Source organism: Phaeobacter sp. JH20_37 (assembly GCF_048056015.1).
Classification (GTDB): Bacteria; Pseudomonadota; Alphaproteobacteria; order Rhodobacterales; family Rhodobacteraceae; genus Phaeobacter; species Phaeobacter bryozoorum.
In genome coordinates this window covers 123,412-147,778 of record NZ_JAYMWW010000011.1, presented here as the reverse complement: position 1 = coordinate 147,778, position 24,367 = coordinate 123,412, and the positions used below count along the sequence as shown (strand labels likewise).

Genomic DNA, 24,367 nt, shown 5'->3' with positions numbered 1-24,367 from the left:
CGATCCGTTCATCCTGTTGACACCATAGCCTAGCGCGACAGCAGCACACGACCAATCACGGCTAAGTGGTTTCGCACTCTTGTGAATTGGTGCGAAATCGCCACTGTGGACGGATTATGATTGCTGGTCTTGGCTGCTTGCCGGGGCAGACATCTCATTCCGGGGGGGACCAACATGCAGGCCGGGCTGGTCATATTATGTCTGGGCTACGTGCTCAGTCAGTTTTTTCGCGCATTCCTGGCGGTGCTCAGCTCCGCCTTGCAAAACGATCTGGGAGCCACGCCCGAGGATCTCGCCTTTGCCTCAGGGCTCTGGTTCCTGACCTTTGCGGCGATGCAACTGCCGGTCGGCTGGGCGCTGGATCGTGTCGGACCAAGCCGGACCGCTGCGGCACTGCTGCTGCTTGGCGGTGGCGGCGGAACGCTGGTCTTTGCGCTGGCGGCTCAGCCCTCACATATCAGCCTTGCGATGGTCCTGATCGGGATCGGCTGTTCTCCCGTGCTCATGGCGTCCTATTACATATTCGCACGCGAATATCCGCCACGCCGTTTTGCGACACTGGCGGCCGTGATGCTCGGGGTGGGCTCGCTGGGCAATCTGGTCGCGTCCTATCCAACGGCGCTGGCGGTTGAGGTCTTGGGATGGCGGGGCACGCTGTTCGGGCTTGCAGGGATCTCTACCGCAGTCGCACTGGGCATCGCGCTGACGGTAAAGGATCCGGCGCGGGTCGAGGCGGGCGAGGGGGCCAAAGGGTCTGTTCTCGATATTCTGCGCCTGCCGGTCCTCTGGCCGATATTCATCATGATGTTCGTGGCCTACGCCCCCTCTGCGGCCTTGCGGGGGCTGTGGATCGGACCCTATCTGAGCGATGTTTTTGGACTGGGGCGGGAGGCGGTCGGGTTGGCCAGCCTGGTGATGGGGGGCGCGATGATCCTTGGCACCTTTGCCTATGGTCCGATGGACCGGCTGCTGGGAACCCGCAAGGGGGTCGTGCTTGGCGGCAATCTGCTTGCCTGTGTCGCGCTGGGGGCCTTGATGCTGTGGGTGGATGGTCCCGTGCCGCTGGTGGTGGCGCTGATGGCGGCCGTTGGCTTCTTTGGCGCTGCGTTTCCGGTGATTCTGGCGCAGGGGCGTGCCTTTGTGCCGCCGCATCTGGTGGGTCGCGGTGTGACCATGCTCAACTTCTTTGGCATCGGCGGGGTGGGAATCATGCAGTTTGCCAGTGGGCGCCTGCATGCGGAAACGTCCGGTGCGGACCTTTCCTTGCCCTATTTGGCCATTTTCGGTTTCCTGCTCGCGTTTTTGCTGGCCGGATGCGCAATATATCTGCTCAGCCGAGACAGCTTGGATTGATCTAGCCTTTCCTCGCGCGGGCTTTCCCGATAAGACACCGCAGCCGGTCACGAGGCCGGACACAATTGGAGACACAAAATGGGTTATCGCGTCGTTATCGCGGGCGCCACGGGCAACGTGGGCCGTGAAATGCTGAACATTCTGGCTGAACGCCAGTTTCCTGTGGATGAGATTGCAGTTCTGGCGAGCCGCAAATCCCTCGGCACCGAAGTCACATTCGGCGACAAAACACTGAAGACCCAAGATCTCGACACCTTTGATTTCAGCGGCTGGGATATGGCGCTGTTTGCCATCGGGTCCGACGCGACCAAGAAATACGCGCCCAAGGCCGCTGGCGCCGGTTGCGTGGTTATCGATAACTCGTCGCTTTATCGTTATGATCACGATGTGCCGCTGATTGTTCCTGAGGTGAACCCGCAGGCGGTGCATGGTTATGCCAAAAAGAACATCATCGCGAACCCCAACTGCTCGACCGCACAGATGGTTGTCGCGCTGAAGCCGCTGCATGATCGCGCCAAGATCAAGCGCGTTGTGGTCTCCACCTATCAGTCGGTTTCCGGCTCCGGCAAGGAAGCGATTGATGAGCTGTGGGATCAGACCAAAGCAGTCTACAATCCGACACAGGATGTTCCGCCCTCTGTCTATACCAAGCAGATCGCTTTCAACGTGATCCCGCATATCGACGTCTTTCTTGATGATGGTTCCACCAAGGAAGAGTGGAAGATGGTTGCGGAGACCAAGAAGATCGTCGATCCGTCGATCAAGGTCACGGCGACATGCGTCCGCGTGCCGGTCTTTGTCGGCCACTCCGAATCCATCAACATCGAGTTCGAAGACTTCCTGGACGAAGATGAAGCCCGCGATATTCTGCGCGAAGCGCCGGGCATTATGGTGATCGATAAGCGCGAAGACGGCGGCTATGTGACGCCGGTCGAATGCGTCGGCGACTTCGCAACCTTTATCAGCCGGATCCGCCAGGACTCGACCATTGATAACGGCATCAACCTGTGGTGCGTCAGCGACAACCTGCGCAAGGGCGCTGCCCTGAACGCTGTCCAGATCGCAGAGCTTCTGGGGCGTGAAGTTCTGAAAAAAGGTTAAAAACCTATCCATTCAGAGAGGGGGCTGTCTCGAAAGAGACGGCCCCTTTACCGTTTGTACAACTGTTCTTGCCAGCCTTTATCCCACTAGTCTGATGAGAGTTGGATGAGGTAACTTGGGGGTAAGACCATGATGGGAAAAACGCCGACGCAGGCGCAGACACATGAGACTGTAATCAGCTCGGGGGAAACGGCTTGGGCCACGGCACGCAACGGTTCGCGCCTAGATGCCGAAATGGCGGCGCAGCTGCGGATGGTTTTGAGCGAGAGCTTTCGCACAGCAAAGAACTGGCTGGATCTGATCCGGGCTCTGCGCAGCAAGGGATTTTATCTGGAGCGCAGTGACGGGCGGACCCGTCTTCGCGATGCGCATAGCCACGTCGAAATCTGTACCTGCCGGTTTCTTGGGTTTCCTGGGAAAGAGCTGGAGGCGCGATTTGGGGCTCCATTGCCGGACAACATAAGCCAAGCCTGAGCAAGCACTGGCAGTTTGCGTCATGATGGGATGCAACGGCTGGTAACATCTCGCAACGATACGTAGATTTGATCACAGGCGGGCCGCTTGTCCGCGATTTGATCAATCGAGAGATATCATGCGACCTGTTCATTCAGTTTTTGCCATTCTTGCGGCTGCCACCGGCACAATCAGCATTGCCACATCCGCAGTTGCGGATGTGTTCCCTGTTTCTAGCCAGGTTTCCGCGGTAACGCTTTATCCGGGGCTTGCCCAAATCACCCGCACCGCGGCGGTGGACCTGCCTGCCGGGCGGCACCAGCTGATCCTGCAAAACGTGCCACAAAGCGCGCAGACCGCCAGCCTGCAGGTGCAGATCGCGGGCGTGCGCCGTATCAGCACCCTAATGCGAGAGGAGTCCGTGCCCCCTCAGGACGTGGCGACACCTGAGATTGACGCTGCTGAGGCACGTATCCGTCAGATCGAAGAACAGATTGCAGCCGTGACGGATGAAGCCGAACGTGCCCGAGCCACGGCCCGAGCCGCGCAGAGCTCAATCCAATTCCTTGAACAACTTGGCGGTAATGATGGTCTGGCGGGGGCGGATGCCTCAGCGCTGGCGGATATCGCGGTGATGATCTCAAACCGGGCTACTGCAAGCCATCGTGAGATTATTGATGCAGAGGCCGAGGCCCGCGCCAAGGAGCAAGCTCTGACAGCACTCCAGGACGAATTGAAGGAGGCCCACGCAGCACTCGCAGCCATCGCGCTGGAGGATGAGGATCGGCTCTTCATTGAGGTGGAAGTCGACGTTGCGGAGGCTGGGGGCGCCGAGGTTACACTCACCTATCTGACAGCTGGAGCGGGACATATAGGGTGGTCTCCCCATTATGAGCTGCATCTTGCGACAGGTGATGTGGCGGAGCTGACTCTGGCGCGCAGCGTGATGCTGGCGCAGGATACGGGCGAGAGCTGGCAGGACATTGCGCTGACGCTGTCGACGGCGGAACCGCTGGGGCAATCAGCGCCATCGCGCCTGTTCCCACAGCTGCGTCGGATCGAGAAACCGATGCCTGTCCCAACGCCTAAGCAGCGGCTGTCATCTGATATGGAATTGCAGCTTGCCAACGAACCGATAATCGAAGCGGCTGTGTTGGTTGATGAGCTACTTCCGCAATGGAGCGTCGACACGGGTGGCGTTGCGGCTGTCTATGGGTTTGGTGAGCCGGTCTCCATTGCCTCGGGTGTGGATGCGTTGCGGCTAGAAATGGACAGTGTCACCGCAAGCGCCGAGTTGAGGGCACAGGCGGTGCCACTGCGCAATGAGGTCGCTTATCGCGTGGTGCGTTTCGCAAACGAATTTGGCGAGCAGTTGCTGCCTGCAACGGAGGCTGCTCATTTCGTGGACGGGAAGCTGGTCGCCGTTGCAGAGTTTCCGGGCCTGGCACCTGGGGCAGAGGCAGACATCGGGTTTGGGCCGATCAAGGGGCTGACCCTGCGCCGCGATGTTCTGGATCAGAGCGAAGGTGAACAGGGGCTGATTTCGCGCAATGCGGAACAGTTTAGCCGGGTTGAGATCGAGATCGAGAACCTGACTGACCAGCCCTGGCCTTTGCGGGTTCTTGACCGTGTTCCATACTCCCAGCAGGACGACCTTAAGATACGCTGGTCTGCGCGCCCTGCGCCGACGGAAGAAAACGTCGAGAAACAGCGCGGGATATTGGCCTGGGACATGGAGATCACTCAGGGCGCGCGTGAAGTGATCCAGATCGAGACAGAGCTGAGCTGGCCTGAAGATCAAATTCTGCGCTAGCCCTGCCGCCTGCCGGTCTCGGCGCTAGCGTTGCCCGCGCAGGCGGCCCACCACGCCGCTAGGGAAGAAGTAGACGCTAAGAATGAAAAGGACACCCAGCCACAATAGCCACCTGTCCGGGCTCAGGAGTTCGGGCAGCAACGGCAACCCCTCGGTCATGCCGGAAAGCACGCCCATCAGGTTTTGCAGGTAATTCTGCGCAAGTACAAAAACGGTCGCACCAACCACCGCACCGTAGATCGTTCCCATACCACCGATGACGACCATCAGCAGGATATCAATCATGATGGTCATCGACAGGGTGGTGTCTGGTCCCACGTAACGTAGCCAGATCGCATAGAGAGAGCCGGACAGCGCGGCAATCGCCGCCGAGAGACAGGTGGCCGTAACGCGGTAGTAAACAACGCGGTAGCCGATCGCCTCCGCCCGGAAATCGTTCTCGCGGACGGCCTGCAAAACGCGACCGAACGGTGAATTCACGACGCGCAGCAGGGCGAGAAACAGCAGCGCGCTGCCTGCGAAAATCAGGTAGTAGGTGAGCAGTCGTCCGTTGAGTTTGACGCCGAACAGTTCACCGCCAAACAGCTCCGTGCCAAATTTGAACGCAGGTCCCAACTCGCGCGGGGTCTTGAACGTCAGACCGTCTTCGCCGCCGGTCAGACCAGAGAGCTGGCTGACAAGGACGGCAACGGCGGAGGCAACCGCAAGCGTGATCATCGCAAAAAAGATGGCCCGCACCCGCAATGAAAACAGGCCAATCAACAGCGCCAGCCCAGCGGCGAGACCAGCACCGGTGAGAGAGCCGACCAGAAGCGCATCGAATCCGCGCCCCATGTGGGTGGAGGACAGTGCCACACCATAGGCGCCCATGCCAAAGAACATCGTGTGGGCAAAGCTGACGATGCCGCCGTAGCCCAGCAGCAGATCATAGCTCGCCACCAGCACCACGAATATGCAAATGCGTGCAGCCGTATCCACTGTCCGCACGCCCGGAAACAGGAAGGGTGCGAAGGCAAGGCAAATCAGAATGACAGCCAGCAACAGGGCCAGAATGCGAGAGCGGGGCAGGTCGCCAGACAGAAGGATGTGCATCATTTTGCCTTTACCACCGGGATCATGCCCATCGGGCGCCACATCAGGATTGCGACCATCAGGGCGATATTGGAAACAAGGGCCAGTTTCGGCTCTACGAAGGCGACATAGTTCTGCAACAGCCCGACCAGCAGCGCACCGATGAAGCAGCCTTCAACCGATCCGAGACCGCCGATGATCACCACAATGAAGATCAGGATCATCGCCTGATTGCCCATATGGGCGGTGATAACTTCCTGATAGAGGCCCCACATCACACCTCCCAGGCCCGCAAGGGCTGAACCTGCGATGAACACGCCGACGAAGACGAGGCGCAGGCGATATCCGAGCGCGGCGACCATCTCGCCATTCTGTACGCCTGCGCGCACGATCAACCCGATCTTGGTCCGGCGCAGCACGAAGCGCATGGCAGCAAAGACCGCAAGGCCGACGGCGACGGTAACAAGACGGTACTTCTCGATAGCGGCGTCGCCGAGGGTCAGCGCCCCCTTCAGCGCCTCGGGACGTGTGAAGTAGATTTCTTCCGGCCCCCAAAGGACGATGATCAGCTGTTCGGCAATGATCAGGCCACCCATGGTGACCAGGATCTGGCTCAGATGATTGCCATAGACGGGTTTGACGATCACCCGTTCGAATGCCCAGCCCATGAGGGCGGTCGCCGCCATTGCGGCAAGAACGGCGGCGAGAATGGCCAGCAGGTTCAATGCCAGCGACGGCGCATTGGTCAGCTGGCCCAGTGTCAGCAAAACCGAAATTCCGATGAAGGCTCCAACAGAAACGAAGGCGCCATGGCCGAAGTTGATGACATCCATCAGCCCGAAAACAAGCGTCAGCCCGGAGGCCATGAGGAAGATCATCATTCCCATGGCCAGCCCGGAAACAGTCAGGGTCATCCAGCTTGCAGGGTTCTGCACGGCGATAAAACCGGCGATAGCCAACAGTGGAACCAGCAGCAGCGGTGCGTAGGGGGCCAGTCGGTCGCGGAGCGACGATTGAGCCATCGTTGGCGCGTGTTCGGGGGCAGCGGTCATCTGTTGATCTCCTGCCGGATAAGGCAATGGCGGGGTCTGTCTTGAACATCGGGCATGTTCAATGCGCCTCCATGCTGAGGCCCATCAGCCGCTCCTGCAAAGCGGTGTCGCCTGCCAATTCAGCCATTGCGCCTGACCAGATGACACGGCCGTCGTCCATAACGCTGGCGGTGTCGCCAAGCGCCTTGGCGACTGCAAAATTCTGTTCGACCATCAGGATCGATGCACCCTGATCTTTCAGGTCCTTGATCGCGCGTGCCATGGTGGAGATGATCGCCGGGGCCAGGCCTTTTGTCGGTTCGTCGATCAGGTATAGCTTGCGTTCTTCGATCATGGCGCGGGCAATTGACAGCATCTGTTTTTGCCCGCCGGAGAGATTTCCGGCTTCGGATTTCCAAAAGGTCTTCAGCGGCGGAAAGGCCTGAAAGATCCAGTCGAGCCGCGCCGTATCAATCGGGCCGGAAACCGCGGCGAGGACCATGTTTTCTTCAACAGTCAGATCGGCAAAGATCCCCATATCCTCGGGGACGAAGCCGATGCCCGCGCGTGCAATGCTGGCGGTGGGCGTCTGGGTGATGTCGGCTCCATCGAACAGGATGCGGCCACGATGGGTTCGCCAATGGCCGATAATGCTGCGTAGGGTCGTTGTTTTGCCGACACCGTTGCGCCCCAGCAGCATGGTGACACCGCCGCGCGGAACATCGAGGTCGACCCCCTGAAGAATATGGTACTGGGCGATCTTGGTATGGATCTCCTCAATCCGCAGAAGAGGAGGGGGGGCGGTCCGGTCGAGGTCAGACATGATCAAGGATCCCCTCCAGCCCACGGCCCATATAGGCCTCCTGCACCACGTCGGAGGCCATCACCTCCGTCGGAAGGCCATCGGCAGCCAGCGCGCCATTGTGAAGAACGATAATGCGGTCGGCTAGGGTTCGGATCACATCCATCTTATGCTCGACCAACAAGATGGTGCGGTCGGTCTGGCTTTTCAGATCCGCGATGAGATCCAGCACGACCGGCGCTTCGTCCACGCTCATCCCGGCTGTCGGCTCGTCAAACATATAGACAAGAGGATCGAGCGCGATCAGCAGAGCGACTTCCAGCTTGCGCTGATTGCCATGGGACAGCTCCGAAACCATCTGCTGACGCTCGTCCAGCAGGCGGACCTGGGCGAGAATTCTTTCGGCCTGATCAATCAGATCGGTGTGGCCTGTGACCATCGACCAAAGATTGAAGCCGCGCGCAGCCTTGGCCTGCACCACCAGCCGGACGTTTTCCAGCACAGTAAGGTCGGGAAACAGATTGGTCATCTGGAATGCGCGACCGATGCCTGCTTTGGTGCGGGCTGATACGGACTGCGTGCTGATATCCCGCCCCATCAGCGTGACGCGACCGGCGCTGGCGGGAATCTGTCCTGAAATCAGGTTGAAATAAGTGGTCTTCCCGGCGCCATTGGGGCCGACAATGGCCGTGAGTTCGCCCGGATGAAAGTCACAAGTCACAGCATCGACGGCCACATGCCCGCCAAAGCGTACGGTGAGATCGCTGGTGGACAGTAGAGGGGCGGGCATGGGTGCATCCATCTGAAACGGGGGCGGTGGCCGGGTGATCGTGGCGGGCCGCGCAATCCTGTGCGACGTGCCGGGCCCGGTGGCGGTCGCCCCGGACCCGGTCGCGTTGTGTGATCAGTTGCGGATCGGAATCGGCAGATCGTCGATGCTCAGCTCGCGAACCAGTTCCGGGATCGCCCATTCGACATCGTCGTCGACACGCAGTTTGAAGTGATACATGGATTGCAGCGCCTGATGATCCTCGGCCCGGAATTTCATGGTGCCCTTCGGGGTTTGCCATTCCATGCCTTCCATCGCCGCAATCAACGCCTCGGTGTCGGTGGATCCGGCCTTCTTGATCGCTTCCACGGCGGCGATGCCAGCGGCCATTCCGCCTGCGGTGAAGAAATCGGGCGGGCTGTCGAACCGTTCAAAATGGGTCTTCACCAGCCAGTCGTTCACCGGATTGTCAGGCAGTTCGTAGTAGTAATACGTGCCACCTTCCATACCTGCGAAATCCTTGAACCCTTTCAGGGCGGCGAGGATGTTTCCAACGCCGGCAAATTCGATCCCGAAACGACCGGGATCCATTGCGTTGATCTTGGCCCATGGATTGCCACCACCGGCCCAGATGATGAAAAGCTTCTTCTCGCCCTCGAGATCTTTCATCGCGTTGAAAATGCGCTCGCCCGCAGCGGTAAAGTCGGTGGTGTCGGTTGGGGCGAATTCCTCATGGACAATTTGGTGGCCCTGAGCGGCCAGGGCTTCGCGGAAGGCTGCGATGCCGTCGCGGCCAAAGGCATAGTCCTGTGCCAGCGTCGCGATATGCACATTTTCACCGGCTAGGGCGATGGCGCTGGCCACCGCATCCTGCGAGGAATTGCGCGAGGTGCGGAAAATGTAACGGTTCCAATTCGCGCCCGTGATGGAATCGGCAACCGCCGGCTCCACGATCAGCAGTTTTTCGTATTCTTCGGCAACCGGCAGCATCGCCAGCGCAACGCCGGAGCTGACCGGCCCGATGGCCAAATCCACCTCGTCGTCGCCGTAGGCTTCTTCCAGAAGTGCCTTGCCATTCTCAGGCTTGAGCTGGGTGTCCTTTTCGATCACGACGATCTTTTCGCCGTTGATTTCCATAGTGCCGCCGGTGGCATATTCCAGACCCAGCATCAGCCCGTCATGGGATTGTTTGGCATAGGCTTCGAACGGGCCGGTCTTGCCGTAGACATGGGCGATTTTGATATCTGCAAAGGCGGCGGTGGCCAGCGCAGAGGTCAGCGTCAGTGCGGAGACCATCCCCGCAGCAAATGTGCGTTTCATCCTGTAGCTCCCTCGTGGCGCGCCAAGATGTTTGGCGCGGTCTCGCTCCTGTGGTGGCAGGCTAGCGGCGGGGTGTCAAACCGGTCAATTGCGCGGAAATACGTATTTTTTGATCTCATTTTGTGAACGTGGCGTTCGGCGTCTATTTCGCAGACCATTCAGTGGCGAGGGCGCGGGCGTTATTGGCCAAGACCATCACGTCAATCCCAACTGCAAGGAACTGCGCGCCCATATCCAGATAGGCCTGTGTCGCCTCGGGGGCAGTGCCCAGAATGCCAGGCGCCCTTCCGGCAGCCTTGATCCGGGTCATGGCATCGGCGATCACTGCTCTGACCTCCGGGTGGGCGGAGTTGCCCTGATGTCCCATGTCAGTGGACAGGTCGGCAGGTCCTATGAAAATCCCGTCGACACCTTCGACCTCCAGAATGTCGTCGAGATTTTCGATGCCTTTACGGTTTTCGACCTGCAACAGGAGGCAGATTTCCTGATCGGCGGTTCGAGTATAGTCGCTGACAGATCCGAACATCGACGCCCGCGCCGCAGTTGCGCCCACGCCACGGGTGCCGGTGGGCGGATAGTGGCAGGCTCGGACCAGCTCTCTGGCCTGTTCGGCAGTTTCGACGATAGGTATCAGGACCGTTTGCGCACCGGCGTCTAGAACCTGTTTGATAATCCATGTCTCTCCAACCGGAACGCGCACGACGGGATGACTCTTGGAGGCAGCCAGAGCCATCAGCTGATCACGAATGGACCGGATGTCGTTTGGCGCATGTTCACCGTCGATCACCAGCCAATCGAAGCCACAGGTTCCCATTACTTCGGCTACGGCACCCTCACCAAAGCTCATCCAGCACCCAATCTGGCGATCGCCCCGCGATAGAGCCTGTTTGAAGGTGTTTGTGGTGGCGGGCATTGGCAAATCTCCTGTTTGGGTCGGGTGGCGCGGGTTTGTTCTGGTCACCGGGCTTTCAGGGCGCGCGCAATCTCGGTGATAACCTCATGGGCCAGCATAACATCGGCTTCGGTTGTCTCAAACTGGCCAGCCTGGAACCGGATAACCAGCGCGCCGTCGACGCGGGTCTGGGTCAGATAGATACGACCATCGTCATTGATCGCGTTCACCAGTTGTAGATTGAGATCATCCAGATCTTTAGCGCCCTGCGGGGCATAGCGGAACGACCAAAGCGACCACATTGGTGGTGTCGCAATCTCGAAATCAGGCTCTAACTTGAGCTTATCGTGCAGTTGATTGGACCAGATGATGTGGTTGCGCAGGCGCTGGCGCAGACCCTCCAGCCCGTAGGTGCGGATCAGGAACCAGATTTTCAGGGCCCGGAACCGGCGGCCCAGCGGCACCGACCATTCGGAATAGTTGATGATGCCGTCATGGCCGTGGGTCTTGAGGTATTCCGGGCTGATCGCGAGGGTTTGCACCAGATCATCCGGGTTCTTCAGGAAATGGGCGGAGCAGTCGAACTGCACGCCCAGCCATTTGTGCGGGTTGAAGACGATGCTGTCGGCGCGCTCCACCCCCGGCCAGTAATGGCGGTATTCCGGGCAGATCATCGCAGAGCCGGCCCAGGCGGCGTCGACATGAGTGTAGAGTCTATGCTTCTCGGCCACATCCAGTACCTGGTTGACGGGGTCAGTGGCGCCAACGCCGGTGCCGCCCACGCAGAGAATGACGCCCGCGGGCTGGTGACCCGCTGCGAGGTCGGATTGGATCGCCGCCTCCAGCGCGTCCGGGTCCATCCCGCGCCAATCGCCCTTGATGGGGATGCGGATCAGGTTCTGCTGGCCGATGCCCGCGACCCAGATAGCGCGGTCGATGGAGGTGTGGACTTCAGATGAACAGTAAATCCGGAGTGGCTTTTGGGCGAACAGGCCCTGCTGGTTGCCCTGCCAGTTCAGCGCCTTTTCCCGCATGGTCAGCACGGCAGCGAGGGTGGCGGAGGAGGCCGAGTCCTGAATGACGCCCTGGAACTGGTCCGGCAGGTCCAGCGCCTGGCGCAGCCAGTCCATCATCCGCGTTTCCATCTCAGTTGCCGCCGGCGAGGTCTGCCACAGCATGCATTGCGGAGCGATGGCGGAGGCGAGGAACTCCGCCAGCACCGAGGGCGCGGCGGCGTTGGAGGTGAAATAGGCAAAGAAGCGCGGGTGCTGCCAATGGGTGATGCCGGGCATCACGATGTCTTCAAAATCGCGGAAGATCACCTCCATCCCCTCGCCATCCTCGGGCGGGGTTTGGGGCAGGGCGCTCAGCACCTCGCCGGGAGCAGTCTGCGCTCGCACCGGGCGGTCGCCGACGGTCAGGTGATAGTCCTGTGCCCAGTCTGCAACCTTGCGGCCCCAGTGAGAAAAATCATTCCAGTTCATCGTGTCGTCCTTGGGCTTAGCATCCGGCTACCTTAGATGAGCATATAATTAACATGTGCATTAATACCTGTCCACATGCTCAATCGTATCCGATGTCAGAGATCCGCTCAGCGTCATTCCGCCAATACAGGTATAGACCCGGTCGATTTGGATTGCCCAGCAGCGTAAGTGCTAGTCACTCCGGGTACTGAGGATTTGCCTTTGCGCCCCTAGACAGCGATAATCTGGCATGACCAAGCAGTTACCAAGCACAGACCGATCCTTGCCCATTGCCCTGCTGCGCGCGCGTGAGCGCGTGATGGGCCCTATTCGCGCGTTGCTGAGCGACGCGGGGCTGACCGAACAGCAATGGCGCGTGTTGCGGGTCGTTCAGGAAACAGGTGACATTGATCCGACGCAGATTTCCGAGCGCGCGTGCCTGCTGCTTCCAAGCTTGACCCGCATCCTGCAGAAGCTGGAGGATAAGGGGCTGATCCAACGGGCAAAGGATCAGATGGATCGCCGCCGCCAGATTGTCAGTATTACCGAAGCGGGCGAACAGGTGATTGACGACAACTTGCAGGCCAGTCTCGCCGTGATCGAACGGACCCGCGCGCAGATGGGGAATGAGCGTTACGAGGCGCTTCTGGATCTGCTGAACGAACTGCACCAGCTGGAAGAGTAGCCGCAACAGGTGTCCCTAACGGGCGGGCAAAAGCATGATCTGAATATCCGCCACATTGGTGCCGGTTCCGCCGGTTACAAACAGATCATCCGCAAATCTGAGCGCCCGGTTGCTGTCGTTGTTCCTGAGCAAGGCCATCGGGTCGCCCCCCTTGTCCAGAATGCGCTGCCACGTGCCCCCATCGACAATGCCTCCTGCCGCATCCGTCGGACCGTCCCGCCCATCGGTGCCCGCTGACAGGAAAGCCCAGCTTCCGCTCAGCGTTTGGCGGCCTAAGCGCGCCACATGGAGCGCCAGTTCCTGATTGCGTCCACCGCGGCCTGTTCCGGTCAGATTTACCGTTGTTTCCCCGCCGAAGATCAGCGCGACCGGGTGGTTTGAAACCCGTGCCTGGGTTGCGGAGATAATCCGTGCCGCGGCGGCCTCCACATCTCCGGTCAGGGCATAATCAACGATATCGGTAGACCAGCCCTTGCGTGCGGCCAGTTCCTTCATGGCGATCAGGCTGTGACGGTTGGACCCGATCAGATGTGCAATGACGGACCCTGTATCAAGGAGGGTTTGTGCAGGGTCTTCCTGTGCTGACAAATGGGTCTGAACAGCGCCCGGAAGCGATGCCCAAAGGTCATGCGCTACAAGACAGTCGCGCGCCATGGTGCGCGATCCCAGCGGTGCCACCGTCGGACCCGAGGCTATCGCGCGCAGATCATCACCGATCACATCCGACAGAATATAGCTGAAGACCGGTGCGGGGTAGGCGGAGCGCAGGAGGCCACCTCCCTTCAGCTCAGAGAGTTGCTGGCGGATCAGATTCATCTGCATGATGTCCAGTCCGGCTCCCAAAAGGAGATCGGTGACTGCGGTTTTGTGGGCAAGTGTAAGCCCTGCAGCCGGCGCCACGGCGAGGGCAGAACCACCACCGGAAATCAGCGCCACCACACTGTCATTGGCAGTCAGGTCGCCGACGGCCTGACGCAGGACGGCGCCAGCCGCGAGGCTCATGTCATTGGGCACCGGATGGTCACCGGCCAGGACACTGGCTCCGGGGATCTCGGCAAGGTTTTCCGGGTTGGTGACGGCGACCGCCCTGTCGGATGGCGGGAGCATCCGCATGGCCTGTCGCATCATGGGTACGGCGGCCTTCCCCAGTGCGATAAGGATCAGGCGTCCGCCGGGGCGCGGCAGGGGTGGGGGATGCTGTCGCAAGCTTTCCGCCAAGGCCATGGCAGGGTCGGCTCGGGCGATGGCGGCGGCAAACAGATCGCCGAGGGTGCTTCGCAGGTCAGCCATGCTGGACACCGGGGGTATTCGTTGGCCTGTGGCGGGCCTGCCTGCGCGGCCCATGCGGCGTAATGGTGTCGAGAGACAGGGTGTGGTCCATGTTGCGCATCCGGTGCCGCAGCATTTGGCGGGTGAGACGGGCCAGATCGCCCTGGTGCTCGGGGTGTTCCGCGACATTGACCCTTTCGCCCTCGGCGGTGTGGTCAAACAGCAGTGGCGGCAGGTCAGCGGCAAATTCAACCAATGTAAACCGCGCGTCCCGTAGAATAGCGAGGCAGGAATTGCTGGCATCGGTTCCCAGATGGTGTTGCCAAATACTGGGGCGTTCTGGCTCGCCAAAGTCCAGTTCCGAATAGCTGTAGCTGCGCCAGTCGTCTGGTGTTTCCCCGGAAACCAGTGGGAGCAAAGACCGCCCATCCATTGAGTTGGGGACCGCCTGACCGACCCAGTCGAGAATAGTCGGGGCCAGGTCGATCGACTCCGTGATGTCTTGCACGACCGCTCCGGCGCGTATGGCGTTGCCCGGTTGGCGAATGATCAACGGGGTATGATAGGCGGCATCATAGACAGAGAATTTACCCCAGCTGTGCCGGTCACCCAGCATTTCCCCATGATCGGCGCTGAGCACGACAAGTGTATTCTCCAATTGGTCGCTGTCCTGCAGATATTGCATGACCCGGCCAATATGAGCGTCGACCTCGCTGGCGAGGCCTAGGTAGATCGCCCGCAGCGTCTGGATTACCGGGTCGCTGGGGTCCAAATCCGGAAAACCCTCGACAAAGGAGGCGGGAGACGCAGCGCGGGTGGTCGGGTCGAAAAACGGATGGACCGCGCGTTCGTCCTCTACAGTGGCGAGGCGCTGCGGCAGCGGCAGGCTGGCGGGATCGTACATCCGGTTGTAAGGCGCAGGCGCGACCAGCGGCGGATGCGGGCGGATATAGGTGAGATGTGCGAACCAGCTCTGATCGCGGTAGCCAGGCATTGTCGCCAGAAACCGATCGGTGAGAAAGGCGGTATCGCTATCCTCGGCCCGGTACACAGCGGGGTCGTTCAGTCTAGGAGCGCCCCCGGTTGGCGATACCGGTTTGTAGATGTCCCAGTAGCGATCGAAGGTATAGCCCTTGTTCAGCAGATGCGCGCGCCATGGATGCGACATCTCCATCCGCATTTCCAGCATCTCGTGGAAACCGGCCATCGGGTATTCGTAGGTCTGCATCGCCGGGTCGCCGGGGTGGTAGATGCGCGGGTCATGCGAGGTGTCGGTATAGCCAAACAGCATCGGCAGATAACCCGCCTTGCGCATCTCAGACGCGAGGTTTGGTGTGTCATGCCGGAGCGGTGTCCCGTTGCGAACGGATCGGTGGTTCATCGCATACTGGCCAGTCAGGATCGAGGCCCGCGACGGTCCGCAGGGATTCACGACCGTATAGTTTCTCTGGAAAGTAACGGCATCCGCCATTAAGGCGCGCAGGTTTGGCAGCGCAACGTGCTCGGCCAGGGCTCCAAACAGGCAATCCGCCCGCATCTGATCGATCAGGATAAACAGGACATTCCTGCGCTGGTCTGAAGCTTGGCTCATGTGGAATTTCCTTGCCGCAATTGCGGCCAGATAAGCCTGAAATGACGAGTATGGCAAAGGGTTTCCCTGCCATCACATTGTTGAATTTGACCGTTTGTGTGGCATTTTGTGTTTTTATGTTTGATTTTTTCGGCATCCCTGTGGTTCACTCTCCAGCGAAATCTCACTCCTTGCCAAGGCTGCCTATTGCCCGAAGACCAGAAAATCTCGCACCGCGAATTGGAGCTGCTGGAGGCCTTGCGCCGTCTGGGCGGATCGGCACGCAGCGGCGAGCTGGCCAAGGTTCTGAAGGTGTCGGAGGAAACCGTGCGTCGGACCATCAAGGCGCTCGCGAAACAGGGACTAGTGCAGCGAGTGCACGGAGGCGCCTACCTAGCGGGACCAGATGCGGCGGATAGTTTCTTCCGACGGATCTCGAAATATACGGCGGAAAAGCAAAGCATCGCTGCCAGGGCACTGGACCACGTTACCGACGGGATGGCGGTTTTTCTCGATGTCGGCTCCACCACCGCTTTTGTCGCCAAGGCGCTGCGCAGCCGCGCCGGTCTGACGGTGGTCACGAATTCCATTGGTGTGGCGCAGACGCTGGCCAATCATAACGGCAACAGGGTGCATTTCCTCGGCGGCGAAATACAGAGCAACGAACGCGGTACATTTGGACATGTCGCTGAACAGCAGGTCCAGGAGTTCGCGCTGGATGTGGCGGTGTTGTCGGCAGATGCGTTTTCTGCCAAACACGGCGCGCTTTACCAAAGTGCGACAGAAGCACAGCTGGCAGCTGTGGTGGCGCAGGTTGCCGAATGGACCATGCTGGTGGTCGCGCACCCGAAATTCGAAGGCACTGCGCCGCATCGCGGTCCGCAACCGGAACTGCTGGATCTGTTGCTGACCGATATCATGCCTGCCCGCAAATACCGCCGTGCATTGGAACTCTGGGAGATTGACCTTGAACTGGCGCCTGGTTCGAACACCCCCGAAACAGAAGGGGGCGAGAGCAAGATCAGGAAGGGATAACCTGATTGGCGGAAGCGCCCGGAGGGCTGCGCAGCTGGGGTTTCCCATCGCGCCAAGAAAAGAGCGGTAACGTCACGACGCTGCCCAACAAAAGGACAAGACATAACTCTATGGCCATATTGAGCTTTCTGACCAGCCTTGCCGGTGCCGTCATGTTGCTGCTGTTTGCGGTACGGATGGTGCGGACCGGTATTGAACGCAGCTACGGCGCGACGTTCCAGCGGCTATTGACCGGGCAGCGCAGCCTTGTGCAGGCCAGCTTCGTGGGGATTGGCATGGCCATCGTTCTGCAAAGCTCTGCCGCGGTTGCCCTGCTGACCTCGGGATTTGCGGCAAGCGGTTTGCTGTCCTTTGCCTCTGGTCTGGCGATTGTTCTGGGTGGCGACCTTGGATCGGCGCTTATCATTCAGCTCTTGTCGTTCCAGCTCGACTGGCTGGTGCCCGTGCTGCTGGCTGTCGGTGGCTATCTTTTCGTCAAGGTCGAGGCGAAGAAGGCCCGGCAAATGGGGCGCATTCTGATGGGGATCGCCTTTATTCTGATTTCGCTGCGGTTCCTGCGCGAGGCTATGGACCCCATCCGGGAGAGCGCGTTCCTACCGGCAATCGCGGAATATCTCGCCCGGGATTACATCACGGCGTTTCTCGTGGGCGCTGCGCTGGCCTTTGTCATGCACTCTTCGGTGGCGGCCATCCTCATGTGCGTCACCCTCGTTCAGATCGATGCGATCCCTTTCGCGGCCGGGTTGTCCCTGGTCCTGGGGGCCAATTTCGGCTCGGCCTTCATTCCGGTCTGGCTGAGCCGAGGGATGCCTGCGCCAGGGCGGCGTGTGCCGCTTGCGAATTTGGGACTGCGTGGAACCTGGGCAGTGATCTGCGTCTTTGGCGCCAATATCGCTTTGCGGGCAGGTGTTCTGGGCGCACCTGAGGGCGGCCAGATGCTGGTCTATGCGCATCTTCTGTTCAACACATCGCTGTTGATCCTGGCGCTGCCGTTCTGCGGAATGCTGCATGGTGTCATGACCAGCCTGATACCAAACCCGACCCCTCTGCAGGGCAACACGCACGGGCTGCCGGTGAGCGTATTGAACACAGATGATTACCGGCAACCCAATCAGGCGATCAGCAGCCTGAAACGCGAACTGCTGCGGATGTCGGATCTGGTCGGTGCGATGTTCCGACCAATTCCCGATCTTTATCAGCACGGCGACCGTGCCCAGATCAAGGCGGTGCAGGCTCTGGATCGGGAAGTGAACAGCTGCTTGTCGGGTATCCGAAGCTACGTGGCTGGCATGCCAAGCGAAGGGTTCGGCAAAGAAAATGCCAAGGTTGCCCGAGATCTGGTTGAATATGCCATCCGGCTGGAGACGGCCGGCGACGTGGTGGATGAACGGCTCGCCGTCCTAGCTGCGTCCATGCACAAGAAGGGGGTGCGGTTCTCAAAAGAAGGCTGGGCAGAAATCACCCGTATGCACGAGGTGATCGTCGCCAATATGCAGCTTGCATCGAATGTGCTGATCTCGGACGATCTGGAAAGCGCACGCTTGCTGAGCCTTGAGAAAACCGAGGTCAAGCGGATGGAACGTGACAGCCGTAAGCGCCATCTGCGCCGATTGCAGCGCGGCGCTGCGGAAAGTTTCGAGAGCTCGGATATCCATCTCGAGACATTGCGCGCGCTGCGGGAATTCAACAGCCATATCGCCGCCATCGCCTATCCGATCCTATACCGCAACGGGCAGCTGCTGGAGACCCGTTTGATCCAGGATATGCCTGCGGACGAAATGGACTGATGTGTGTTCTGGAAGCCCGCTAGCTGTGAAAGCCTGATATGACGCCATTTGTGATTGCCATCATTCTGTCGGCCGCGTTGCTGCACGCGATCTGGAATGCCATTGTAAAGACGGCGATCGACAGGACCACGACGCTGGGTCTGGTGGCTTTGGGGCACGTCATCCCCGGGGCGGTCATGGTGGCCACGCTACCTTTGCCGGATGTGGCAAGCCTGCCCTACATCGGCGTGTCGACGGTGGTGCATTTTGGGTATTTCTACATGCTCGGTCGCGCGTATCATCACGGCGACCTGAGCGTCGTCTATCCCATTGCGCGCGGCATTGTCCCAGCGTTGGTTTCACTCTGGGCGATGATCTTTGTCGGGGAAATCCTGCCGGTGCAGGCCTGGGTGGGAATCGCGCTCATTGCTGGGGGGATTCAGCTTAGCAGTTGGAAGGCGCTGCGATCAGGGGTCGGGCAGAGCGCTTTGTGGTACGCGCTGGGCACCGGTTTTTTCATCTCACTATATTCGCTGGTTGACGGCATTGGCGTGCGTCTGTCTGGCAACACGGTCAGCTACTGGGCTTGGGGCGCGTTTCTCCATGTCTTTGTCGCGGCGTTTGTTCTTCTGCGGAAACGTGCAACACTGCCCGATGTGCCTGTCGGCGTCTGGGCTTTGGGGATCGCCGGCGGTCTGGTATCTATGTGCGCCTACGGGCTGGTTCTCTTTGCCAAGAACTTTGCGCCGCTGGGGGCTGTATCTGCCCTGCGGGAAACGTCTGTTATCTTTGCCGCGCTGATCGGTTTTCTGATCCTGAAAGAGGGCAACTGGAAACGGCGTCTTGGGGCGGCTGTGCTCATGGCGGCGGGGGTCGCGCTCATCGGCATGGCGGTTTGAGGGTTTCGGCGATTTTGTGAACACTTCCACAGTGTTGCATCGTTGACGTGAGAGGCGCCAAAGGCGCAGACTGACTGCGGTGGAACCATGTGGGAGTCGGCGTCTTCGCTGACAAGCGCGCATAAGTTTCGTTCCGAATGTCTAGGGACGGAACTGAAACTGGCACCATAAATACGCCTGTAGGGCCTCTTCTGGCCTTATCGAATTCTGAATCTGTCACTGTAGCAATCGGAGTGTGTTTCGCAGAGTTCCACTACCAAAAAAGAAAAACAAAAGACCAACAGATCCATAGGGAGAAAAAGAATATGACTGCAAAGTCCAATGTAACCCGCCGCTCGATTCTGAAGAGCGCTGGTGCGGCAGCCCTGGCAGCGCCGCTCTATTCCAAGAGCGCACTGGCCTCCTCCGGCGAGATCAACATTCTGATGTGGTCCGACTATCTGCCACCTGAGTTCATCGCCGGGTTCGAGGGTAAGACCGGGATCAAGGTGAACTACACAGGTATCGGGTCGAACGAAGAAATCATTAACAAGATGAAAGCCACGAAGGGGCAAGGCTTCGATATCGTTTCGCCAACCAACAACCGCTCCTTGCAATGGGGGCCACTGGAGCTGCTGAAGCCGTTTGATCTCAATAAGGTAAATGTTGATGCGGTGAACCCGGCGATGGCGAAGATTGGTACGGATGCCTGGAACTTTGGCGATAATGGCGCCCATTGGCTGCCGCATATCTGGGGCACTGAGGGAATTGCCTACCGGACTGACAAGTGGCTGCCATCGGGCGATGCGCCGTCTTACGGCGATGTCTGGAGTGAAGAAAACGCAGGCAAGACCATGGGCCGTGCCCATTCCATGATGCTGGGTGCGGGGCTCTACATGGAGGCCGCCGGCGAAATGGAACCTGGCTCGATCTGGGCGGCATATGAAGATGAAGACACCATGCGCAAGGTCTGGGGGCAGGTCACCGACTGGTGTGTGGCGCGCAAAAACCGGATCAAGCTGATCTGGAACGATGCGGATACCCAGAAAAACGGCCTGCTGAACGAAGGTGTCGTTGTCGGGCAGACCTGGGATGGACCGCCGCTTGCGCTGAAATCCGCAGGTGAGCCTGTTCATTACCAGGCACCGGTCGAGGGGGCGATGGCCTGGGTTGACGGCATGTCGATGCCAGTCGGCGCCCAGAACGAAGAGCAGGTCTATGCCTTTATCGACTATGCTTACCAGCAGGAACCTGCGGGCAAGGCAATCGACAGCCATGGGTACAATTCGCCCGTGCTGAAAGCGGATGATTACTCCGGCGATGTCTATAAGAAGAACTTTGCCGAAGCCTATCCCGGCAACAGCCTTGCCAATCTCAACCCATGGCCGGCTGAAGCCCCCTGGTACGCAGACGTACGGACCGAATTCGTCAACAAGTTCAAGAGCGCCTGATCACCTGATCGGGCAAGTACATCTGGCTCCCGTTTCGGCGGGGGCCAGCCACACGCCTGAGGGCGTAAATTCAACATATCATCAACCGGATGCTATCTGCATCGGCCGGGGGTTCGCCTCCGAACGAACGGTTGCACCGAGGGAGAGGCCACATGAGTGCTGGGGTAGGCGTAGATCTTGAAAACCTCTGGATCCGCTTTGGAGATTTCGTCGCCGTGCGCGACGCAAATGTCAAAATCAACGGAGGCGATTTCTTTTCGTTCCTGGGCCCGTCTGGCTGTGGCAAGACGACAATCTTGCGCGCGGTTTCCGGTTTCCTGGAGCCAAGCGAAGGGAACGTCTTGATTGGCGGCAATAACATGCGCGGGATTGGCCCGAACAAGCGCCCGACCGCGCTGATCTTTCAGAACCTTGCGCTGTTCCCGCTGATGAAGGTTTGGGAAAACATCACCTTCTCCATGGAGATCAACGGCGCGTCGGCAAAGGATCGGCGCAAGCGCGCGGATGAGCTTCTGGACATGATTGCACTGCCGGGGCAGGGGGACAAACTGCCGTCGGAACTGTCTGGCGGTCAGCGTCAGCGGGTTGCCATCGCGCGCGCGCTCTGCGCTGAGCCGGATGTGCTCCTGCTGGATGAACCGCTGTCGGCACTTGATCTGAAGTTGCGTCAGCACATGCGGACCGAGCTGCGCGAAATTCAGCAGCGGGTCGGCATTACGTTTATCTATATCACCCACGATCAGGGTGAGGCGCTGACCATGTCCGACAATATCGCCGTCATGCGCGCCGGCGTGATCGACCAGATCGGCAACGGCAAGGCGGTCTATAACGATCCTGCAACGGCCTTTGCCGCATCCTTTGTCGGGGAGAACAACGTGTTCCGCGGCAAGGTGAAGCGGGTAATGGGGAATGAAGCGCTCATAGCGACGAACCGGTCCGGTAATCTGGTCGCGCGGATTTCTTCTGCCAATCAGGGGAAGATGAAAGAGGGCGATGATGCGATGATGTTCATTCGCCCCGAAGCTTTTGCCCTGGCGCCGCAAGGGGCCACCGGTGATCATTTTGTGACCGCCAAGGTCAACCACGAGGAATTTGAAGGCAATGCCTTCAACATCTTCATGGAGGGAGACGGCGGTAAGGAGCTGAAAGTTTCCATCCCGAACCTTGGTCAGTCGTTCGACGATCACACAGGTCAAAACATCACCCTGGAATACGAGACGAAGAATGCCGTCGTCGTGCCCGCGGGTGAGCTGGCCGCAGAATAAGGAGGGCCAGATCATGCCAAGATTCCTGAGGGAATTCTTTAATCGCAACGGCTACGGACTGGGTTCGTTGATGCTTGGTCTCGTCCTGTTTTGGACTATCGGCCTCATCATTCTGCCGCAGCTGTCGATGCTCGACTTTTCATTCCGACCGAACCTGCCTCCACCAGAGATCGGCGGGCCGAAGGACGTCTATACGCTGGAGAACTACAAATATCTGGTCTTTGGCCCCGAGGGCGGTAGCCAAGACTACAATGCAGTTGATCTGCGGGTATTCTTCCGCACGCTCGTCGCTGCGGTCTGTGTCACGGTGTTCAACCTGATCCTTTGCTATCCGATCGCCTATTATCTCGCGCAGACCAAGGGCAATCACATCCGTATTTTTGCCCTGATGCTGATCATCCCCTATTGGATCAATGAAATCCTACGGGCCTTTGCCCTGCGCATCATTTTCGGGGAAAGCGGTGTTCTGAACACGGCCCTCGTCGGGATGGGGGTTTTCGATACGCCGTTTGATTTCATTCGCAATGATATCGCGCTCTATGCAGGGCTTGGCTATGCCTACATCCTGTTGATGATCTTTCCGATCTATAACGTGATCGAAAGCTTGGATCGCAACCAGATCGAGGCCGCTCGAGACATGGGGGCCAGCTGGGCCAAGATCCACCAACGCGTTGTAATCCCCTATGCCAAACCAGGTATCAGCTCGGGGTGCACCATGGTGTTCATGCTCTCGGCGGGCGCTCTGGCGGCGCCGCAGATCCTGGGTGGCCCCTCGTCCTTGTGGTTCACGCAGTTGATCTACCAGCAGTTCAATGACAACTCCGACTGGCCGCAGGGTGCTGCCTATGCGGTGGTACTGCTTGTGACCTGTATCCTGTTGGTTCTGGCCGTCATGCGCCTGTTCAAGGTGAATATGGGAGATATCGGCAAATGAAGAATTTCTCCTTTCTGCGCCTGAGCGTCTGGTTCTATCTGGCGATATTCTTCGCCTATCTTCTGGGGCCGCTGGTGATCATGTCGGTCACCGCCTTCAACTCGCCGGGCTTTCCGCAAGCCACGCCATGGGAGTGCCTGACATTCGAATGGTTCTCTGCCCTGTTCCAGGACGAGCGCATTCTGAATGGCATCTGGAATTCTATTCTGGTGGGCGCGGGCACGGTGGTGTTGTCGGTGGCAATGGGTCTGGCGGGCGCTTTGATGCTAACGCAGATCTGGCCGAAGCTCCGGGCGACCTATTACACCGTCATCATCGCACCGATCCTGATACCGGGCGTGGTGATCGGTATTTCGACTCTGGTGTTCTGGGATCGTATCAACCGTATGGTTGGTCTGGGGGCGGATAGTTTCCTGTCCAATGGGCTGTTCTTGACCATCATCGGCCAATCCACCTTCATCGCCAGCTATTGTATGCTGGTGCTGGTGGCGCGTCTGCAGCGTTACGACATCGCGCTGACTGAGGCGGCGCTTGATCTGGGGGCGACCCATGCGCAGGCGTTCCGCAAGGTTCTGTTGCCATTCATGAAACCGGCAATTGCGTCGGCGGCGGTTCTTGCCTTCCTTGCTAGTTTTGAGAACTACAACACCACTACTTTCACCTTCGGCGAATACCCGACCCTGACAATCGAACTGGCGCAAAAGGTGCGCTACGGTATCACTCCGGCGATCTCTGCTCTGGCATTTATCATCGTTGTGCTGACGGTTTTTGCGGCGCTGTTCAACGAGGCAACAATCCGTCGGCGTGAGTTGGTCGCGGCGGCCCGCAAGGACGCGACGGTGGAAGAGCTGGAAAGTGGCCGACTTCGGCTGCCGGGGTTCCTCAGTTCGAACTGGGCGGCTCTTGGGCTGGTTGGGGTTGCCTGCTTCACCATTGTGATTGTCGGCACGGCGACTGTTTACAGCCCAGCTCAATGTATCGCCGAAGTGAAGGAGCAGAAACGTCTGGAAACCGAGCTGCGTATTCAGGAATTGCGTCAGCGCCGTGCCGAAGACGCTGCTCGCCGAGCAGCTGAAGAAGCAGAAAACGGGAGCTCTGATGCTGGAGGCGCAACATCTGAGCCATCTGGCAGCGGTGGTAATAGCTCTGGGTTTGGCGGGGTATTTGACCCCAATGCTCTGGGTGGCGGAGACAGCGCTGCCCCTGAAGGCGAAGACGAAAGCTCGGCACCGGCAAGCGGCGGAAACTCCGCCTTCGGTGGCGCGTTCGATCCCAATGCGCTCTCGGGTGAAAGCACGTCTGACGGCAACTGAGCAACTCTGCGTGTAAAACGACAAAGCCCTGCCCAAGGTTCTCTCTTGGGCAGGGCTTATTTCATGCCAGACCAGTCCAGGCTGGTGACAGATCAATCTGGTTCCTCGAGCCCGTGAGAGGGGTAGGCCGCGA

At 59.3% G+C, this 24,367-nt stretch carries 21 protein-coding genes; 12 read left to right on the top strand and 9 right to left on the bottom strand.

Annotated features, from left to right (window positions below; translation table 11 throughout):
* The first annotated feature begins 174 nt into the window (after positions 1-174).
* From VWZ87_RS04450 to VWZ87_RS04435, 4 genes are all read left to right on the top strand, one after another.
* The gene (locus VWZ87_RS04450; protein WP_416534544.1) at positions 175-1,353 is read left to right on the top strand and encodes an MFS transporter; all 1,179 of its coding nucleotides are present in this window, start codon (positions 175-177) and stop codon (positions 1,351-1,353) included.
* 78 nt (positions 1,354-1,431) lie between these two features.
* Positions 1,432-2,454: an aspartate-semialdehyde dehydrogenase gene (locus VWZ87_RS04445; RefSeq protein ID WP_340546442.1), complete on the top strand. Its 1,023-nt coding sequence runs from the start codon at positions 1,432-1,434 to the stop codon at positions 2,452-2,454.
* Between the two features lie 129 nt (positions 2,455-2,583).
* Positions 2,584-2,928, top strand: a complete 345-nt coding sequence (locus tag VWZ87_RS04440) for a hypothetical protein (RefSeq protein ID WP_340546443.1) — start codon at positions 2,584-2,586, stop codon at positions 2,926-2,928.
* Positions 2,929-3,046: 118 nt separating this feature from the next.
* On the top strand, positions 3,047-4,720 hold the full coding sequence (locus VWZ87_RS04435) for a DUF4139 domain-containing protein (RefSeq protein ID WP_416534543.1): 1,674 nt from the start codon (positions 3,047-3,049) through the stop codon (positions 4,718-4,720).
* Positions 4,721-4,744: 24 nt separating this feature from the next.
* Here the strand turns inward: VWZ87_RS04435 and VWZ87_RS04430 are convergent, their stop codons facing one another.
* The 7 genes from VWZ87_RS04430 to VWZ87_RS04400 form a co-directional block, all read right to left on the bottom strand.
* On the bottom strand, positions 4,745-5,815 hold the full coding sequence (locus VWZ87_RS04430) for a branched-chain amino acid ABC transporter permease (protein ID WP_416534542.1): 1,071 nt from the start codon (positions 5,813-5,815) through the stop codon (positions 4,745-4,747).
* Positions 5,812-6,843: a branched-chain amino acid ABC transporter permease gene (locus VWZ87_RS04425; protein ID WP_416534541.1), complete on the bottom strand. Its 1,032-nt coding sequence runs from the start codon at positions 6,841-6,843 to the stop codon at positions 5,812-5,814. Before VWZ87_RS04425 ends, VWZ87_RS04430 begins: the two co-directional genes overlap by 4 nt.
* A gap of 58 nt (positions 6,844-6,901) precedes the next feature.
* Positions 6,902-7,645, bottom strand: coding sequence for an ABC transporter ATP-binding protein (locus VWZ87_RS04420; RefSeq protein WP_416534540.1), 744 nt, complete (start codon positions 7,643-7,645; stop codon positions 6,902-6,904).
* Positions 7,638-8,414: an ABC transporter ATP-binding protein gene (locus VWZ87_RS04415; protein ID WP_340546448.1), complete on the bottom strand. Its 777-nt coding sequence runs from the start codon at positions 8,412-8,414 to the stop codon at positions 7,638-7,640. Before VWZ87_RS04415 ends, VWZ87_RS04420 begins: the two co-directional genes overlap by 8 nt.
* 114 nt (positions 8,415-8,528) lie before the next feature.
* The gene (locus tag VWZ87_RS04410; RefSeq protein ID WP_340546449.1) at positions 8,529-9,713 is read right to left on the bottom strand and encodes a substrate-binding domain-containing protein; all 1,185 of its coding nucleotides are present in this window, start codon (positions 9,711-9,713) and stop codon (positions 8,529-8,531) included.
* Between the two features lie 142 nt (positions 9,714-9,855).
* Entirely contained in the window at positions 9,856-10,626 is a 771-nt protein-coding gene (locus VWZ87_RS04405) for an HpcH/HpaI aldolase family protein (protein ID WP_416534539.1), read from the bottom strand.
* Positions 10,627-10,670: 44 nt separating this feature from the next.
* Positions 10,671-12,089 (bottom strand): pyridoxal phosphate-dependent decarboxylase family protein, encoded by a 1,419-nt coding sequence (locus VWZ87_RS04400; protein ID WP_416534538.1) that lies wholly within the window; start codon positions 12,087-12,089, stop codon positions 10,671-10,673.
* A gap of 229 nt (positions 12,090-12,318) precedes the next feature.
* On the opposite strand from VWZ87_RS04400, the gene hpaR reads away from it, so the two are divergent.
* Positions 12,319-12,753 (top strand): homoprotocatechuate degradation operon regulator HpaR, encoded by a 435-nt coding sequence (hpaR, locus tag VWZ87_RS04395; RefSeq protein ID WP_340546452.1) that lies wholly within the window; start codon positions 12,319-12,321, stop codon positions 12,751-12,753.
* Between the two features lie 15 nt (positions 12,754-12,768).
* Here the strand turns inward: hpaR and VWZ87_RS04390 are convergent, their stop codons facing one another.
* Together VWZ87_RS04390 and VWZ87_RS04385 are read right to left on the bottom strand one after the other, a co-directional pair.
* Positions 12,769-14,043, bottom strand: coding sequence for a glycerate kinase type-2 family protein (locus tag VWZ87_RS04390; RefSeq protein WP_416534537.1), 1,275 nt, complete (start codon positions 14,041-14,043; stop codon positions 12,769-12,771).
* The gene (locus tag VWZ87_RS04385; protein ID WP_416534536.1) at positions 14,036-15,613 is read right to left on the bottom strand and encodes a sulfatase-like hydrolase/transferase; all 1,578 of its coding nucleotides are present in this window, start codon (positions 15,611-15,613) and stop codon (positions 14,036-14,038) included. Before VWZ87_RS04385 ends, VWZ87_RS04390 begins: the two co-directional genes overlap by 8 nt.
* 186 nt (positions 15,614-15,799) lie before the next feature.
* Here VWZ87_RS04385 and VWZ87_RS04380 point away from each other — a divergent pair, with 186 nt between their 5' ends.
* From VWZ87_RS04380 to VWZ87_RS04350, 7 genes are all read left to right on the top strand, one after another.
* Complete coding sequence (locus VWZ87_RS04380) at positions 15,800-16,627, top strand: DeoR/GlpR family DNA-binding transcription regulator (protein WP_416534535.1); 828 nt, start codon at positions 15,800-15,802, stop codon at positions 16,625-16,627.
* 110 nt (positions 16,628-16,737) lie between these two features.
* On the top strand, positions 16,738-18,414 hold the full coding sequence (locus VWZ87_RS04375; protein ID WP_340546456.1) for a Na/Pi cotransporter family protein: 1,677 nt from the start codon (positions 16,738-16,740) through the stop codon (positions 18,412-18,414).
* 38 nt (positions 18,415-18,452) lie between these two features.
* Positions 18,453-19,292, top strand: a complete 840-nt coding sequence (locus VWZ87_RS04370; RefSeq protein ID WP_416534534.1) for a hypothetical protein — start codon at positions 18,453-18,455, stop codon at positions 19,290-19,292.
* 305 nt (positions 19,293-19,597) lie between these two features.
* Positions 19,598-20,722 carry an extracellular solute-binding protein gene (locus VWZ87_RS04365; RefSeq protein WP_340546458.1) on the top strand — a complete coding sequence of 375 codons (1,125 nt, stop codon included), beginning with the start codon at positions 19,598-19,600 and terminating at the stop codon, positions 20,720-20,722.
* Between the two features lie 152 nt (positions 20,723-20,874).
* On the top strand, positions 20,875-21,987 hold the full coding sequence (locus tag VWZ87_RS04360) for an ABC transporter ATP-binding protein (RefSeq protein ID WP_340546459.1): 1,113 nt from the start codon (positions 20,875-20,877) through the stop codon (positions 21,985-21,987).
* A 13-nt stretch (positions 21,988-22,000) separates the two neighbouring features.
* Positions 22,001-22,921 (top strand): ABC transporter permease, encoded by a 921-nt coding sequence (locus VWZ87_RS04355; RefSeq protein WP_340546460.1) that lies wholly within the window; start codon positions 22,001-22,003, stop codon positions 22,919-22,921.
* Positions 22,918-24,234, top strand: coding sequence for an ABC transporter permease (locus VWZ87_RS04350; RefSeq protein WP_340546461.1), 1,317 nt, complete (start codon positions 22,918-22,920; stop codon positions 24,232-24,234). The genes VWZ87_RS04355 and VWZ87_RS04350 overlap by 4 nt, the downstream gene beginning before the upstream one ends.
* The last annotated feature ends 133 nt before the right edge of the window (positions 24,235-24,367 follow it).

What these genes read in the sequence shown, in the direction of transcription:
- VWZ87_RS04450 (WP_416534544.1), top strand. Translation starts at nt 175, where the DNA reads ATGCAGGCCGGGCTGGTCATATTATGTCTGGGCTACGTGCTCAGTCAG.
- VWZ87_RS04445 (WP_340546442.1), top strand. Translation starts at nt 1,432, where the DNA reads ATGGGTTATCGCGTCGTTATCGCGGGCGCCACGGGCAACGTGGGCCGT.
- VWZ87_RS04440 (WP_340546443.1), top strand. Translation starts at nt 2,584, where the DNA reads ATGATGGGAAAAACGCCGACGCAGGCGCAGACACATGAGACTGTAATC.
- VWZ87_RS04435 (WP_416534543.1), top strand. Translation starts at nt 3,047, where the DNA reads ATGCGACCTGTTCATTCAGTTTTTGCCATTCTTGCGGCTGCCACCGGC.
- VWZ87_RS04430 (WP_416534542.1), bottom strand. Translation starts at nt 5,815, where the DNA reads ATGATGCACATCCTTCTGTCTGGCGACCTGCCCCGCTCTCGCATTCTG.
- VWZ87_RS04425 (WP_416534541.1), bottom strand. Translation starts at nt 6,843, where the DNA reads ATGACCGCTGCCCCCGAACACGCGCCAACGATGGCTCAATCGTCGCTC.
- VWZ87_RS04420 (WP_416534540.1), bottom strand. Translation starts at nt 7,645, where the DNA reads ATGTCTGACCTCGACCGGACCGCCCCCCCTCCTCTTCTGCGGATTGAG.
- VWZ87_RS04415 (WP_340546448.1), bottom strand. Translation starts at nt 8,414, where the DNA reads ATGCCCGCCCCTCTACTGTCCACCAGCGATCTCACCGTACGCTTTGGC.
- VWZ87_RS04410 (WP_340546449.1), bottom strand. Translation starts at nt 9,713, where the DNA reads ATGAAACGCACATTTGCTGCGGGGATGGTCTCCGCACTGACGCTGACC.
- VWZ87_RS04405 (WP_416534539.1), bottom strand. Translation starts at nt 10,626, where the DNA reads ATGCCCGCCACCACAAACACCTTCAAACAGGCTCTATCGCGGGGCGAT.
- VWZ87_RS04400 (WP_416534538.1), bottom strand. Translation starts at nt 12,089, where the DNA reads ATGAACTGGAATGATTTTTCTCACTGGGGCCGCAAGGTTGCAGACTGG.
- hpaR (WP_340546452.1), top strand. Translation starts at nt 12,319, where the DNA reads ATGACCAAGCAGTTACCAAGCACAGACCGATCCTTGCCCATTGCCCTG.
- VWZ87_RS04390 (WP_416534537.1), bottom strand. Translation starts at nt 14,043, where the DNA reads ATGGCTGACCTGCGAAGCACCCTCGGCGATCTGTTTGCCGCCGCCATC.
- VWZ87_RS04385 (WP_416534536.1), bottom strand. Translation starts at nt 15,613, where the DNA reads ATGAGCCAAGCTTCAGACCAGCGCAGGAATGTCCTGTTTATCCTGATC.
- VWZ87_RS04375 (WP_340546456.1), top strand. Translation starts at nt 16,738, where the DNA reads ATGGCCATATTGAGCTTTCTGACCAGCCTTGCCGGTGCCGTCATGTTG.
- VWZ87_RS04370 (WP_416534534.1), top strand. Translation starts at nt 18,453, where the DNA reads ATGACGCCATTTGTGATTGCCATCATTCTGTCGGCCGCGTTGCTGCAC.
- VWZ87_RS04365 (WP_340546458.1), top strand. Translation starts at nt 19,598, where the DNA reads ATGACTGCAAAGTCCAATGTAACCCGCCGCTCGATTCTGAAGAGCGCT.
- VWZ87_RS04360 (WP_340546459.1), top strand. Translation starts at nt 20,875, where the DNA reads ATGAGTGCTGGGGTAGGCGTAGATCTTGAAAACCTCTGGATCCGCTTT.
- VWZ87_RS04355 (WP_340546460.1), top strand. Translation starts at nt 22,001, where the DNA reads ATGCCAAGATTCCTGAGGGAATTCTTTAATCGCAACGGCTACGGACTG.
- VWZ87_RS04350 (WP_340546461.1), top strand. Translation starts at nt 22,918, where the DNA reads ATGAAGAATTTCTCCTTTCTGCGCCTGAGCGTCTGGTTCTATCTGGCG.